Annotated in this window: 12 protein-coding genes; 8 read left to right on the forward strand and 4 right to left on the reverse strand. The window is 62.9% G+C overall.

Annotated elements, in window-relative coordinates; genetic code table 11:
- Positions 1-110: 110 nt before the first annotated feature.
- From IEX78_RS12180 to thiC, 8 genes are all read left to right on the forward strand, one after another.
- Positions 111-701, forward strand: coding sequence for a peptide deformylase (locus IEX78_RS12180; protein WP_188829007.1), 591 nt, complete (start codon positions 111-113; stop codon positions 699-701).
- Complete coding sequence (locus IEX78_RS12185) at positions 701-1660, forward strand: N-acetylglutamate synthase, CG3035 family (RefSeq protein ID WP_188829008.1); 960 nt, start codon at positions 701-703, stop codon at positions 1658-1660. Before IEX78_RS12180 ends, IEX78_RS12185 begins: the two co-directional genes overlap by 1 nt.
- An 11-nt stretch (positions 1661-1671) precedes the next feature.
- Positions 1672-2505, forward strand: a complete 834-nt coding sequence (locus IEX78_RS12190; protein ID WP_188829009.1) for an exodeoxyribonuclease III — start codon at positions 1672-1674, stop codon at positions 2503-2505.
- An 11-nt stretch (positions 2506-2516) separates the two neighbouring features.
- On the forward strand, positions 2517-3686 hold the full coding sequence (locus IEX78_RS12195; RefSeq protein ID WP_188829010.1) for a homogentisate 1,2-dioxygenase: 1170 nt from the start codon (positions 2517-2519) through the stop codon (positions 3684-3686).
- A 20-nt stretch (positions 3687-3706) separates the two neighbouring features.
- Complete coding sequence (locus IEX78_RS12200; RefSeq protein WP_188829545.1) at positions 3707-4819, forward strand: fumarylacetoacetate hydrolase family protein; 1113 nt, start codon at positions 3707-3709, stop codon at positions 4817-4819.
- Positions 4820-4906: 87 nt separating this feature from the next.
- Positions 4907-7153, forward strand: coding sequence for an MMPL family transporter (locus IEX78_RS12205; protein ID WP_188829011.1), 2247 nt, complete (start codon positions 4907-4909; stop codon positions 7151-7153).
- A gap of 251 nt (positions 7154-7404) precedes the next feature.
- Positions 7405-9543 (forward strand): MMPL family transporter, encoded by a 2139-nt coding sequence (locus IEX78_RS12210; protein ID WP_229683904.1) that lies wholly within the window; start codon positions 7405-7407, stop codon positions 9541-9543.
- A gap of 185 nt (positions 9544-9728) precedes the next feature.
- Complete coding sequence (thiC, locus tag IEX78_RS12215; RefSeq protein ID WP_188829013.1) at positions 9729-11348, forward strand: phosphomethylpyrimidine synthase ThiC; 1620 nt, start codon at positions 9729-9731, stop codon at positions 11346-11348.
- 96 nt (positions 11349-11444) lie between these two features.
- On the opposite strand, the gene IEX78_RS12220 is transcribed toward thiC, so the two are convergent.
- Genes IEX78_RS12220 through IEX78_RS12235 form a run of 4 tightly spaced genes read right to left on the reverse strand, consistent with a single transcriptional unit; the run spans position 11445 to position 13675 of the window.
- Positions 11445-11945, reverse strand: a complete 501-nt coding sequence (locus tag IEX78_RS12220; RefSeq protein ID WP_188829014.1) for an SRPBCC family protein — start codon at positions 11943-11945, stop codon at positions 11445-11447.
- Positions 11942-12283, reverse strand: coding sequence for an ArsR/SmtB family transcription factor (locus tag IEX78_RS12225; protein WP_188829015.1), 342 nt, complete (start codon positions 12281-12283; stop codon positions 11942-11944). The genes IEX78_RS12220 and IEX78_RS12225 overlap by 4 nt, the downstream gene beginning before the upstream one ends.
- Positions 12273-12704, reverse strand: a complete 432-nt coding sequence (locus IEX78_RS12230; protein ID WP_188829016.1) for an SRPBCC domain-containing protein — start codon at positions 12702-12704, stop codon at positions 12273-12275. Before IEX78_RS12230 ends, IEX78_RS12225 begins: the two co-directional genes overlap by 11 nt.
- Before the next feature lie 41 nt (positions 12705-12745).
- Positions 12746-13675: a DUF559 domain-containing protein gene (locus IEX78_RS12235; RefSeq protein ID WP_188829017.1), complete on the reverse strand. Its 930-nt coding sequence runs from the start codon at positions 13673-13675 to the stop codon at positions 12746-12748.
- Between the last annotated feature and the right edge of the window lie 328 nt (positions 13676-14003).

The raw sequence follows: 14003 nt of genomic DNA on the forward strand, positions 1-14003 counted from the left end.
TTGCTCCCTCTTGAACGTCGGGATGCCATTGAACCACGGCCCACCGACATGGCACGACCGAAGGCCCGGCGTGTGGTCCGGCGTGTTCGAGCGACCGATAACATCGGCGTATGGCAATTCTCCCCATCGTGATCGTCGGCGACCCCGTTCTGCACAATGCGACCGCGCCGGTCACGGAGTCGCCCGCCGAACTGGCCGAATTTATCGCCGACATGTTCGACACGCTCGCCGAGTCGAAGGGTGTTGGGCTGGCCGCCAACCAGGTTGGCGTTGGCAAGCGGCTTTTCGTTTACGACTGCCCCGACGTCGACGAGAGCGGCAACCAAATCCGTCGCAAGGGTGTGGTTGTCAACCCTGTACTAGAAACCTCGGAGATTCCCGAGACCATGCCCGACCCCGATGAGGACGAAGAGGGCTGCCTTTCGGTGCCGGGCGAGCAGTTCCCGACCGGTCGCGCCGACTGGGCCCGCGTCACTGGCACCGACGAGAATGGTGAACCGGTTGTTCTCGAAGGTCGCGATTTCTTCGCGCGCATGTTGCAGCACGAGGTCGGTCACCTTGACGGGTTCCTCTACGTCGACGTGCTGATCGGTCGCAACGCGAGGGCCGCGAAGAAGGCAATCAAACGAAATGGCTGGGGCACACCAGGTTTGAGCTGGATCCCCGGCACTGTTCCTGATCCGTTCGGCCACGACGACTGATGGTCGATATTGGCAAGCGCGTCGTACTGCGATACGAACTACCTCCGGGTAGTCCACAGCCGCTCACAGATGTGATTGGCGAACTGGTTTCGTTGACGCCGGTCTCGGTGCGCACGCCCGACGGCGCGGTGGTGACCGTTGAACCCGACCGTGTCGTCGCACTGAAAGCCGTGGGGCCCAGGCCGATTCGCATCGGCGAGATTCGTTCGCTTGAAGCGGCGGCCGCCGCGGCATGGCCGGGACTCGACCAACTCTGGCTTGACGGCTGGCTCGCTCGCGTTGGCAACGGCTATACCGGACGCGCGAATTCGGCTGTCCCGCTTGGTGATTCCGGCGCGCCCGCCGCGCTTTCGGCCGAGACAATGGAACGCATCGCAGGCTGGTACGCCGAGCGCGGCCAACCGCTTTTGCTTCAACTTCCCGACCGACTCGCGCCGGTGCCGACCGGCTGGAACACTTGGAGCGAAACGGCGGTGCTCGGCCTCGACATCGCGAATTTCGTGCTCCCGCAAGGTCCTTCGATGGTTCGGTTCGCTGAAACACCCGATGATGGGTGGCTCGCCGTGCATCAGTATCGCGGGGAAATTCCGACCGAACCCGCGCCGCGCGTGCCCGATCGGGCGGTACTCACGGCGATTGGTCCCGCTGGCGACGGGGTGCTCGGCTTCGCGACGCTCGGCCTGCCTGACCCACTCGCGATCGGCCGCGCGGCGGTGACCACCGCGCCTGACGGGCGGCGCTGGGTCGGCCTCACGTGCGTTGCCGTCGCGGAACCGCATCGCGGGCACGGCCTCGGCTCGCTCGTGTGTGCCGAAATGATTCGCTGGGGTGCCGAACGCGGCGCGACGCACGCGTATGTGCAGGTTGAAGTCGGTAATGCGGGTGCGCTCGCCCTTTACCGCGACCTCGGTTTCCTCGACCACCACACCTACCGCTACGCGGCGCCCGCCGGTAGTTAGAAAGGATCCAAGTGCGCCTTGCCACCTGGAACGTGAATTCCATTCGTTCCCGCGTTGATCGTGCGATCGCGTTTCTCGACCGGCACGACATCGACGTACTCGCGTTGCAGGAAACCAAGTGTCGCGATGACCAATTCCCGTTTGAAGCGTTCGAAGCGGCGGGGTACGAGGTTGCGCATTTCGGCCTAAATCAGTGGAACGGGGTGGCGATCGCGTCGCGAGTTGGGCTCGACGATGTGGAAATCGCCTTTCCCGACCAGCCCGGATTCGACAAGAACGCGGGCGATTCGCTCATCGCCTCGCCGGTCGTTGAAGCCCGCGCGATAGGCGCGACCTGCGGCGATGTTCGGGTGTGGAGTTTGTACGTGCCCAACGGACGCTCGCTCGACGACCCGCATTACGAATACAAACTCGACTGGCTCGACACTTTGCGCGGCAAAGCCCAAGGCTGGCTCGCTGACGATCCCGCCGCGAAAATCGCGCTCGTCGGCGACTGGAATATCGCGCCGACTGACGACGACGTGTGGAATCCGGCACTGTTCGTCGGCAAAACGCATGTTTCGGCGAAGGAACGCGCGGCATTCGAATCATTTATCGACGCCGGCTTCGCTGACGTGATGCGTCCGTTCGCCCCTGGTCCCGGCGTTTACACCTACTGGGACTACACGCAATTGCGGTTCCCCCGTAAAGAAGGCATGCGCATCGACTATATCCTCGCGTCGCCCGCACTTGCGAAATTGACCGTCGACGCGTCCGTCGATCGCGACGAACGCAAGGGTAAAGGCGCGAGCGACCACGCGCCCGTGATCGCCGAATTCGCTGGTCAGCCGACTATCGGGGCGTAAAATGGCCGGTTATGGCGTTCTATCGGCAGATCGGCGCGGTTCCGCCTAAACGGCACACGCAGCATCGCGACGCCTCGGGTGCCCTCTATTACGAGGAGTTGATGGGCGAGGAGGGCTTTTCCGGCGCTTCCTCGCTGCTGTATCACCGTGGGTTGCCGCCGGCGATTCTCGGTTCGACGGTGTGGGACCTTGGTGATCAGTCGACGGTGCCGAATCATCCACTGCGCCACCGCCATTTGCGCTTGCCACTGCTGTTTCCCGACGAGGTGTCCGCGGATGTGGTGACCGGCCGCAGGCTGTTGCTCGCGAATGCCGATGTGCGAATTTCGTACGTGGTTGCTAACACAAGCTCGCCGTTATATCGCAATGGAATTGGCGACGAACTCATCTATATCGAGTCGGGTAGTGGCACCGTTGAGACGGTTTTCGGAAGTCTCGCTGTCGGTCAGGGCGACCAGGTGATTATTCCGCGAGCAACGACGCATCGGTGGACCGGCGAACTCAAGGCCTACGTGATCGAGTCGTCGGGCCATATCGCACCGCCCAAACGGTACCTCTCGAAATACGGGCAGTTACTTGAGAATTCGCCGTATTGCGAGCGCGACTTGCGTGGGCCTACTGAACCGTTGCTGGTTGACGGCACCGAGGTTGACGTGCTGGTCAAGCATCGGTCGGGCGGGGAATTACTTGGTACTCGGCTCACGTACGCGACGCATCCGTTTGACGTAGTCGGCTGGGACGGGTGCGTTTATCCCTACATTCTCAATATCAGCGACTTCGAGCCGATCACCGGGCGCGTGCATCAGCCACCGCCGGTTCATCAGGCGTTCGAAAGCACGAATTTCGTTGTCTGCGACTTTGTTCCGCGCAAAGTCGACTACCACCCGCTGTCGATTCCGGTTCCCTATTACCACTCGAATGTGGATTCCGAGGAGATCATGTTTTATGCGGGCGGGAATTACGAAGCGCGACGAGGGTCGGGCATTGAGCAGGCGTCGGTTTCGGTGCATCCAGGCGGGTACGCGCACGGTCCCCAGCCAGGGGCATACGAGCGCAGCATCGGGGCCGAGTTCTTTGACGAGCTCGCGGTGATGGTCGATACGTTCCGACCGTTGCAACTCGGCGAAGGGGCGCTGGCCTGCGAAGATCCCGCGTACGCGTTCACGTGGGTGCGGCGGTGAACCTTTACGGGCTGGAGAACATGCCGTACGGGGTGTTTCGGCCAGTGAACGGGGCGTGGCGCGTGGGAGTTCGCTTGGGCGACAACGTGCTTGACGTTTACGAGCTGCTTGGCGACCCCGTGTTCGCGACGCGCAATCTGAACGCGTTCCTTGCCCAGGGGCCGCGCAAGTGGGCGGACGTGCGCGCACGGATCCGCGAGTTCGCGGAAACCGAGTTACCCGCTGGCTCAGTGCATTCGATCGACAAGGTTGAGCTGAAACTGCCTGTCGCCGTTGGGGATTACGTCGACTTCTACGCGAGTATCGATCACGCGACCAACCTCGGGCGACTGTTCCGCCCCGGGTCCGAGCCACTGCTGCCGAACTGGCGACACCTGCCCGTCGGATACCACGGGCGCGCGGGCACGATCGTTGTCTCGGGCACGCCCGTCGCGCGACCATCCGGGCAGCGACTGGTCGACGGGACGCCGGAGTTCGGCCCGAGTCAGCGACTCGATATCGAGGCTGAGCTTGGCTTCATTGTTGGCAGCGGTGCGCGGGGCCCGGTGGCCGTCGATGAGTTCCGTGAGCGGGTGTTCGGGGTCGCGCTGGTGAACGACTGGTCAGCGCGCGACATTCAAGCATGGGAGTATCAGCCGCTTGGGCCCTTCCTCGGAAAGTCTTTCGCCACTTCGGTTTCCGCGTGGGTCACGCCCCTTGCAGCGCTGGAAGACGCGGTGATCCCGCTCCCGCCGCAAGATCCTGAACCACTCCCCTACCTGCGCGGCAGCCAGAATTTCGGGCTGAACATTTCGCTTGAAGTGACGTGGAACGGTGAGACGGTGAGTTGGCCGCCGTACGGGCGGATGTACTGGTCACCGGCGCAAATGCTGGCGCATATGACGGCCAATGGGGCGTCGGTCCGGCCGGGTGACCTGTTCGCGTCGGGAACGATTTCGGGGCCAACGCGCGATGAACGCGGGTCGTTCATCGAATTGTCTTGCGGTGGAAGCGAACCCGTCAATGTCGCGGGAGATTCGCGCACCTTTTTGCTTGACGGCGACACTGTCACGATTACCGCTACCGCACCGGGCACGGCAGGGCGGCCGATCGGCTTGGGTGAAGTGACGGGCAGCATCGTCGCGGCCCGCTGACCTCCACCCAGGGGCGGAGATTATGGCAGAACCGGGTCCAACTTGAGGCGGTATCGAACCAACCATAGCGCCCGATACCGTTAGCCCATGCTCACTCGAATCGCCCGGTTGGGGGCGAACCGACCGCGCTGGGTCGTTGCCGTCGCGCTGTTGTTGATGATCTTGTCCGGCGCGGTTGGCGCGACGGTGCATTCACATATGAAGTCGGGCGGGTTCGTCACCGAAGATCTTGACTCGTATCGCGCTGCCGAAAGTCTGCGCGACAACTTCCCCGGCAGCGCGCCCAACTACGTGCTGCTGGTGACCACCCCCGACAGCGTCGACTCGCCCGCCGCCACTGAGAAGGCAGCCCAGGTTGCCGCGGCGTTGAGCGGTAGGCCCGAGGTGCTCGGGGTGCAGTCGTACTGGACAACGCGGCCCGACCTGCGCCAAGCGCTGCGCAGCCATGACGGCAAACGCGCGCTGATCATGGCGAGCGTCGCTGGCGACGACGGCGAATTGCCCATCCGCGCAGCGGCATTGAGCAAAGCGTTCGAGACCGACGGCCCGGTGAGCATCCAAGCTGGTGGCCTCATCGCCACCTACGACAACATGAACACCCAGATCAGCAAGGACCTGGTGCTCGCCGAAGCTGTCGCGATTCCGGTCACGGGCCTACTGCTCGCGATTGTTTTCGGCAGCGTTGTCGCCGCCGCGCTGCCCATCGCGATTGGGCTGTTCGCTATCGCCGCCGCGCTTGGCATTTTGCGCGTGCTTACCGGGCTCACCGACGTGTCTATTTTCGCGCTGAACATGACGACAGCGCTTGGACTCGCGCTCGCGATCGACTACAGCCTGTTCATTGTGAGCCGGTATCGCGAGGAGTTGGCCGCCGGGCGTAATCCGCACGATGCGGTGATTCGGTCGGTGCAGACGGCCGGGCGGACGGTTGTTTACTCGGCGCTCGTCGTCGCGCTTTCGCTCGCCGCGCTGCTCGTTTTTCCGCAGTACTTCTTCAAGTCGTTCGCGTACGCGGGGATCGCGGTTGTCGCCGCCGCGACGGTCGCCGCTGTTGTTGTTTTGCCCGCGCTGCTGATCCTAGTCGGCGACCGGATTAACGCATGGGACCTGCGCGTTCCGCTGCGCAAGCTGTTCCGCGTGCAGCCTCAACGCGATAAGGAACCGACCGAGACGTTCTGGTACCGACTGGTGATCGCGGTGATGAAGCGGCCGATTCCGGTCGCGCTCGCGACGACCGCGCTCCTGTTGCTGCTCGGTTCGCCGTTCCTGCACGTCGCGTTTGGGTACCCCGACGATCGCTCGCTGCCGACGACGAGTTCGGCACGCCAAGTCGGCGACATTCTGCGCACGGAATTCGACGCCGACCTTGCGTCGAGCGCGACGATCGTGCTGCCGGAATTCAGTGGCGATTCCGCCGAAATTGGCGCGTACGCGAAGGCGTTGTCGCAGGTAGAAGGCGTTCCCGCGGTGTTGAGCAGCGACGCCGTTTATCGCAACGGGCTGCGCGTTGCCGCTGGTATTCCGCAGATGATCGACCCGGCACACGGCGCTTATGTGTCGGTCGGTACAAAATTCGACCCCTATTCGGCCGAAGGTGGTGCGCAGCTCGACGCCCTGCGCGCGGTCCCGTCGCCAGGCGAAGCGTTGATCGCCGGGCCCGCCGCGCTGAACCAGGACTCGGTCACCGCGATCATCGGTCGCGTTCCGCTGGCGGGATTGTTGATCGCGATCACCACGCTCGTGCTGTTGTTCCTGTTTACCGGCAGCGTGGTGTTGCCGATCAAGGCGTTGATTCTCAACATTCTGTCGCTTGCCGCGACGTTCGGCGCGATGGTCTGGGTGTTCCAGGAGGGTCACCTGTCGGGCTTGCTTGGCTTCACCGCCACCGGAACTCTCAACCTCGCGATGCCAATCCTGATGTTCTCCTTGGCATTTGGCGCTTCAATGGACTACGAAGTGTTCCTGCTTTCGCGCATTCGCGAGGAGTGGTTGGCAGGGCCGAAGACCACCGAGGGCAACACGCAGGCGGTCGCGCTGGGGGTGGCACGGACCGGGCGCATCTTCACCGCCGCCGCGCTGTTGATGAGCATCGTGTTCCTTGGCGTGGCGACATCGGGCGTGTCAATGATGAAACTGTTCGGTTTAGGCTGCGCGCTCGCGGTGATCAGCGACGCGACGGTTATCCGAGGACTACTCGCTCCCGCGCTGATGCGGATGATGGGGACACTTAACTGGTGGGCACCGAAACCCCTTGTGGCACTGCACAATCGGTTCGGCATGCACGAGGGTGAATCGCCTCACACTGAGGCCGAGCTCGCTACCGCGAGCCGGTAGCTAGGCCGCAACTAGTAGCCGCTGATTGCCTCATCACGGCAATTTTCGGCTATCACCGCGCAGCGCCGACATTTTTGGGGGCACCGCCGTTCGTACTCATTAGTGTTTCACTGTCGGACCCGCCGGATAAGGTAGGTGCGATGTTGACGAGGGTTGCTCGCGCCTCAGTGGCGCGGCCCCGGCTCGTAGTTCTGATCGCGCTTTTTGTGATGATCGTGTGCGGTGCGGTGGGGGCGGATGTTCACACGCAAATGAAGTCTGGCGGGTTTGTGACCGGCGAGGCCGACTCAGTCGTGGCCGGACGCCACCTAGATGACTATTTTCCGGGCAGCCAACTCAACTTCGTCGTGCAAATTACCGCCGAGGACGGGGCCGATTCACCGTCGGCTCGCGCCGCCGCCGAACGGGCGATTTCGGTGCTCAACGCCACGCCAGGGGTGCGTTCGATCCAGTCGTACTGGACTTCGCGGCCGATGATGAAGTCGGCGTTGCGCAACAAAGATGGGTCGCGTGGGTTGATCGTCGCGGCGATCACCGGCCCTGGTGCCACCGAGAAAGCGGGGCGAATCGCGGCAAGTCTGCGGGTCGCCGAAGGCCCGGTTCGCGTCGAAGCGGGCGGGCCGGGCGCGGCGTTTTCCGACATGAACACCCAGATCAGCCGCGACCTCGTGCTCGCCGAGGCGATCGCGATTCCGTTAACGGCGATTCTGCTCGCGATTGTGTTCGGCAGCGCGGTCGCCGCGGCGTTGCCGGTGCTCATTGGCATCTTCGCGATCGCGGCCGCGCTAGGAATTTTGCGAGTGCTTACCGCGACAACAGACGTGTCGATTTACGCGCTGAATATGACAACCGCGCTCGGGTTGGCCCTGGCAATCGACTACAGCCTGTTCATTATCAGTCGCTACCGCGAGGAATTAGCTGCTGGCCTTAGCAATGTGGAAGCGGTAGTCCGCTCGGTACGCACCGCTGGTCGCACGGTGTGTTATTCCGCTTTGGTTGTCGCGCTTTCGCTCGCCGCGCTGCTCGTTTTCCCGCAATACTTCTTTCGCTCGTTCGCTTACGCGGGCATCGCGGTTGTTTTCGCGGCGACGGCGGCGGCGGTTGTCGTATTGCCCGCGATGCTGATTTTGGTTGGCCATCGCATTAACGCGGCCGATCCACGGCCCTTCTTGCGTCGGATAACGCGACTCGCGCCGCGCGTCGATAAGCCCGCTGAGCGCACGTTTTGGTATCGCCTTGTCATGCGGGTGATGCGTCGCCCGCTGCCGGTCGCGCTTGCGACGAGTTCGGTATTGCTGCTGCTTGGCGCACCGTTCCTCGGCGTGGAATTCGGGTATCCCGACGATCGGACGCTGCCCACTTCGGCACCGTCGCGCGCGGTTGGCGATGTGCTGCGTAGCGAATTCGAAGCTGACCTCGCGTCGAGCGCGACGGTTGTTTTGCCCAGTTATCGCGGGAGTTCGCAGGAACTGGGGTACTACGCGACGCGACTGTCGAAGGTGCCGGGAGTTTCGGCGGTATTGAGCAGCGACGTTGTCGCGCGCAATGGGCTGCGCATCGCACCGGGTTTTCCCGCCATGTCCGATCCGCTGCACGGTGCTTATCTTTCGGTTGGCACTCAGGTTGACCCCTACTCAGAGGCGGGCCGCGAACAATTGCTCGCGCTGCGGGCTGTTCCGCCGCCCGCTAGCGCGAAAGCGCTGATCACCGGGGCTGCCGCGCTCAATAACGACTCGGTTATCGCGATTACCGGTCGAGTTCCGCTCGCTGCCGCGCTAATCGCCGTGACGACGCTGATCCTGCTTTTCCTTTTCACCGGTAGCGTTGTTCTATCGCTCAAAGCGCTTGTCTTGAACCTGCTTTCGCTTACCGCGACGTTCGGTGCGATGGTGTGGATTTTCCAGGATGGGCATTTATCAGGGCTGCTGGGCTTTACCGCGACCGGCACGTTGAATTTGGCGATGCCGATTCTCATGTTCACGCTCGCCTTTGGTGCGTCGATGGATTATGAGGTTTTCCTGCTTTCGCGTATTCGCGAAGAATGGCTTGCCGGGCCGAAGACCACCGAGGGAAATACGCGCGCGGTCGCGCTTGGGGTGGCGCGAACGGGTCGAATCTTCAGTGCGGCAGCGTTGTTGATGAGCATCGTTTTCCTCGCGGTCGCGACGTCGGACGTGTCGATGATGAAGCTATTCGGGCTTGGTTGCGCGCTCGCGGTGCTCAGCGATGCCACGGTGATTCGCGGACTGCTCGCGCCCGCGCTGATGCGGATGATGGGCATTTTCAACTGGTGGTCGCCAAAACTGTTGGTGCGCTTGCACTGTCGCATTGGGCTCAAGGAAGCAGCGCCCGCGCCACGAGTGCGTGAGCTGGAGACCGTCGCTGGCTGAGCGCGACCAAGTAGGCCATGTGTCGGCGGGCGGTTGCGAGGGCGAATAGACTCGCCACCGCTAGACACACGGGCGCTATCGCGTCCGCCACACACGGGGGCTCGCACCAGCGGGCTGAGAGGACAGCTAGGGCTGTCGACCGTATGAACCTGACCAGGTAATGCTGGCGTAGGGAGGACATCTTCATGGCTACAGTCACGTCTGTCACCACCGGGCCGATCCAAGGTAGCGTTAAGCACTACCGCGAAGTCGACGGTCTGCGAATTCCCGTTCGACGCATCAATCTCACCAACGGCGACCACTTCGACGTGTTCGATACCTCCGGTCCCTACACCGATTCCGATGCGGTGATCGATCTTGAAGCCGGGCTGGCCAAGACCCGCGACACCTGGGAAAAGCCTGCCGTCGACGGTCCGCCGACGCAGCTCGCGTGGGCGCGCCAGGGCATCATCACCGCCGAAATGCGGTTTATCGCTGAGCGCGAAGGGGTTTCGCCCGAGTTGGTGCGCGACGAGGTCGCCGCGGGTCGCGCGGTGATTCCGGCCAACCACAACCACCCTGAGCTTGAGCCGACGATCATCGGCAAGAAGTTCCTCGTCAAGATCAACGCCAATATCGGCAACTCGGCGGTTTCGTCGTCGATCGCCGAAGAGGTCGAGAAGATGGTTTGGGCATCGCGCTGGGGTGCCGACACGATCATGGATCTGTCGACCGGCAAAAACATTCACGAGACGCGCGAATGGATTTTGCGCAACTCGCCCGTTCCGATTGGCACGGTGCCGATTTATCAGGCGCTCGAAAAAGTGAATGGCGATCCTACGAAACTCACATGGGAGCTCTACCGCGACACCGTGATTGAGCAGTGCGAGCAGGGTGTCGACTACATGACCGTGCACGCGGGCGTGCTGTTGCGGTACGTGCCGTTGGCGGCCAAGCGCGTCACGGGCATCGTGTCGCGTGGTGGGTCGATCATGGCGGCGTGGTGCCTCGCGCATCATCAGGAATCGTTCCTGTACACGCACTTTCGTGAGCTGTGCGAGATTTTGGCGCGCTACGACGTCACGTTCTCGCTCGGCGACGGGCTGCGTCCGGGGTCGATCGCCGACGCCAACGATGAGGCGCAATTCGCTGAACTTCGTACCCTTGGTGAGCTCACCAAAATCGCGAAATCCTATGGCGTGCAGGTGATGATCGAAGGCCCGGGCCACGTGCCGATGCACAAGATCGTCGAGAACGTGCGCCTTGAGGAAGAATTGTGCGAGGAAGCGCCGTTCTACACCCTCGGCCCGCTCGCCACCGACATCGCACCCGCGTACGACCACATCACGTCAGCCATCGGCGCGGCGATCATCGCCCAGGCGGGCACGGCGATGCTCTGTTACGTCACGCCGAAGGAACACCTCGGCTTGCCGAACCGCGACGACGTGAAGGTCGGGGTGATCACGTACAAGATCGCCGCGCACGCCGCCGATCTGGCGAAGGGTCACCCGCACGCCCAAGACCGCGACAACGAATTGTCAAAGGCTCGTTTCGAATTCCGGTGGCACGACCAGTTCGCCCTGTCGCTTGACCCCGACACCGCACGCGAGTACCACGACGAGACGATGCCCGCGGAGCCCGCGAAGACGGCGCACTTCTGCTCGATGTGTGGCCCTAAGTTCTGCTCGATGCGCATTTCGCAGGACGTGCGGGATTACGCGGAGAAGCAGGGGCTCACCGACGTTGCCGCGATCGAAGCGGGGATGGCGGAGAAGTCGGCGGAGTTCGCTGAGGCAGGAAACAAGGTGTATTTGCCGGTGGTTTAGCCGGGTTGCCCGTCGCGCTCGGTTGGGCGCGGCGGGCTTGTCGGGGCGGGGTACGCAAACGTTGTTGCTCGCTCCGCGTTAGCGCGGGTACGCGGTTTAGAGGCCGAGGAGTTCGGCGTTGCCGTGTTTGGCCGCCTCCTCAGCTACGGGCGTGCTTGCGCGGTAAGGGTCGCCAATTCCGGTGGTCAGGAGGCCCTTCAAGCTGGTCGTGACGTAACCCGTCCAGCCGTTCGAGCACACCTCGTAGCACTCGCCCGACGGGACCAAACCACGGTGGGTGAAGCGGAGTTCGGTGCCGGAATTGGTTGGGGTGAGGTCGAAGATCACGTCGGTGCCGTCCCACTCAGCCGTGTTTTCCACGAAGCTGAGCCAGGTGTCGCTTGCTCGCCACACGAGGCGTTCGCCGGGAACGGATTCGGTTGTTGTCATCGTGACGCGGTGGATGCCGGGGACTTCGAACACGTAGCTGTCGCCTACCGTGCCCGAATCCCCAACGATCTCTTCCGACCACCACGCACGCACGTCGTTGATGACGGTGAACACTTCGTCGGGGGTCTTATCTACTGCGATCGTGACGCTAAAGTCGTTGTCGCTCATGAGGTTTCCTCACTATCCAAGTGTCGGCTTAGTGCTGCTAGTGGGCCGTCCCAGTCACGCGCGAGGGCGGCGAGGTATTGCTGGGCAACTTGCATTGGTGCTGAATTCAGGCGGTAGCGCACGCGACGCCGTTCGCCTGGTTCGGCGATCACCAGCCCAGCATCGGTCAGCAGTGCGACGTGCTTGGCGATGGCTTGGCGGGTGATGGGGAGGCGCTCGGCGAGGTCGGTCGCGGTGGCTGGGCCACGTGCGGCGAGGGCGGCAAGCACCGATCGCCTGCTCGGGTCGGCCAGTGCGGCGAAGACCCGTTCGGCGATGAACTCTGGCTCAGGCGGCATCGAGGTACTCGACGAGTTCGCCCAGTTCGCTTCGCCAACCGCCGACGTTGCCCTCGAAGGCGGTCTTGTGGATGTCGGCGGGCAGTTGCGCGAAGCCAGTTTCAACGACGGTGAGTCGGGTTCCGGTCGCGACAGGTTCGAGCGTGAACTCGACGTAAGTGCGGCGCGGGTCGTCGTCGGGCAGGCCGTCGATGGGCCAGGTGTACCCGAAAACTGTTGGCTCTTCGACTCTTTCAACGCGGAGGTCGGCGGCATGTTCGGTGCCCCACGTCATTCGCGCGGCGCCGCCTGGTCGCAGGTCGATGGTCGCGGTCTGGCCGAACCAGCTGGCGAGGCCGTCGGCGGTGGTGAGCGCGGCCCAGACCTTGGCAGGTGGATGCGCGAGTTCGATGGTGCGCGTGATTTCGTTCGGAAACCCCATGAGCACTCCTTTTAGTTGCAACCGATTGGTTGCTACTCAATCTATTGCAACCAACTGGTTGCGTCAAGGGTGCCATTTTCGTGCACATTCGCGTCTTGAGACATGAATTCGGGGTTGTCGGCGTCGAACGTGCGCGATTTTGCTACTCGGCGACGTCTGCGTACCTCGCGTTCAACCTCGTCAACGCACCGGTCGAGATGGTCGATCACATCGAGCGCCGCAAACCGCAGGACCTGCCAGTCGTGGGTGAGCAGCCAGTTCTGCCGACGTCGATCAGCGCGGAAGACCCTGGCTCCGCTGTGGAACCTGCGGCCATCAACCTCAACCACCGTCCTGCTGCGCTCATGCACGAAGTCGCAGACGAATGGGCCAACCGGGGCATTAGCGAAAAAGCCCAGCTTGCGGCGTGCGAGCGCACGCGCGAAGATGCGCTCCGGCTCCGACATCGAGAAGATCGCGGCTTCCCGCAACTGGCGGCGGGCTACGGGTGCGCCCTTTCGTGCGAACCGCACCCATCGGTCCAGCTCGACCGGGTCGACAGTGCGGCGAAGATGGTCATCTACCAGGCGATTCGCGTCATCTTCTGGCAGTACCTGAATGCAGTCGAAAAGGGTGCGCGCGGGCGTGGTGATCGGGAGTTGCGCCTGTTCGGTGAAGGCGCCGGGCGGTAGGTCGCGTCGATAAAGCCGCAGCCAGGAGGGTGTTCGGCGATACCTACGACTGGGCACGGTGGCTTCGACTAGTTCGGGCTCGGTCAGCATGCCCAGCAGCCACGCGGCCGTCCGATGACTGAGGTACGCCTCGGGTAGCCACTCAACGACGGCCGCGCACCGCGCCAACGTCGTGACTTCACCTTCGCAGAACACCCCGGGCAGCAGCCGGGTATAGAAGCCGCGCTTGCACCGCGCGGTAATCGTTGACGGCGCAACCCCTTCGATCGCGAGCTGAGCTCGCGTGATTACTCTCCCCATGCGCCCAGCCTGGGGTTTCCTTCACCGGTTGGCTAGGGGTATCCGCAACTGTGGATAACTTTCCCGACTTGTGGATATCTCTCGTTTTAGATTGGTGGCGCTACGTTTCGACAAGCTCGCCGAGTGGTAGCAACTGAGCGGTTGCGACGGAGGTGGCATTTTCGTGCAGTTTCGCGGGTGAAGCCCCGGAAATCGGCGGTTCGAGCGCGAACGTGCACGTTTATGCCATGTTTTCTGCAACTGGGTGGTTGCGGAAAACTGAGGCGCGGCACCGCTTTTCGTGAGATGCGCGCCCCTTAGCTGCTAGCAGCGAACACCTAAGCCAGCG

Source organism: Nocardia camponoti (assembly GCF_014646135.1).
In the GTDB taxonomy this organism is placed as follows: domain Bacteria; phylum Actinomycetota; class Actinomycetes; order Mycobacteriales; family Mycobacteriaceae; genus Nocardia; species Nocardia camponoti.

Bases quoted from the DNA above. Each gene is read 5' to 3' on its own strand.
- IEX78_RS12180 (WP_188829007.1), top strand. From the start codon at position 111: ATGGCAATTCTCCCCATCGTGATCGTCGGCGACCCCGTTCTGCACAAT.
- IEX78_RS12185 (WP_188829008.1), top strand. From the start codon at position 701: ATGGTCGATATTGGCAAGCGCGTCGTACTGCGATACGAACTACCTCCG.
- IEX78_RS12195 (WP_188829010.1), top strand. From the start codon at position 2,517: ATGGCGTTCTATCGGCAGATCGGCGCGGTTCCGCCTAAACGGCACACG.
- IEX78_RS12200 (WP_188829545.1), top strand. From the start codon at position 3,707: ATGCCGTACGGGGTGTTTCGGCCAGTGAACGGGGCGTGGCGCGTGGGA.
- IEX78_RS12205 (WP_188829011.1), top strand. From the start codon at position 4,907: ATGCTCACTCGAATCGCCCGGTTGGGGGCGAACCGACCGCGCTGGGTC.
- IEX78_RS12210 (WP_229683904.1), top strand. From the start codon at position 7,405: ATGAAGTCTGGCGGGTTTGTGACCGGCGAGGCCGACTCAGTCGTGGCC.
- thiC (WP_188829013.1), top strand. From the start codon at position 9,729: ATGGCTACAGTCACGTCTGTCACCACCGGGCCGATCCAAGGTAGCGTT.
- IEX78_RS12220 (WP_188829014.1), bottom strand. From the start codon at position 11,945: ATGAGCGACAACGACTTTAGCGTCACGATCGCAGTAGATAAGACCCCC.
- IEX78_RS12225 (WP_188829015.1), bottom strand. From the start codon at position 12,283: ATGCCGCCTGAGCCAGAGTTCATCGCCGAACGGGTCTTCGCCGCACTG.
- IEX78_RS12230 (WP_188829016.1), bottom strand. From the start codon at position 12,704: ATGGGGTTTCCGAACGAAATCACGCGCACCATCGAACTCGCGCATCCA.
- IEX78_RS12235 (WP_188829017.1), bottom strand. From the start codon at position 13,675: ATGGGGAGAGTAATCACGCGAGCTCAGCTCGCGATCGAAGGGGTTGCG.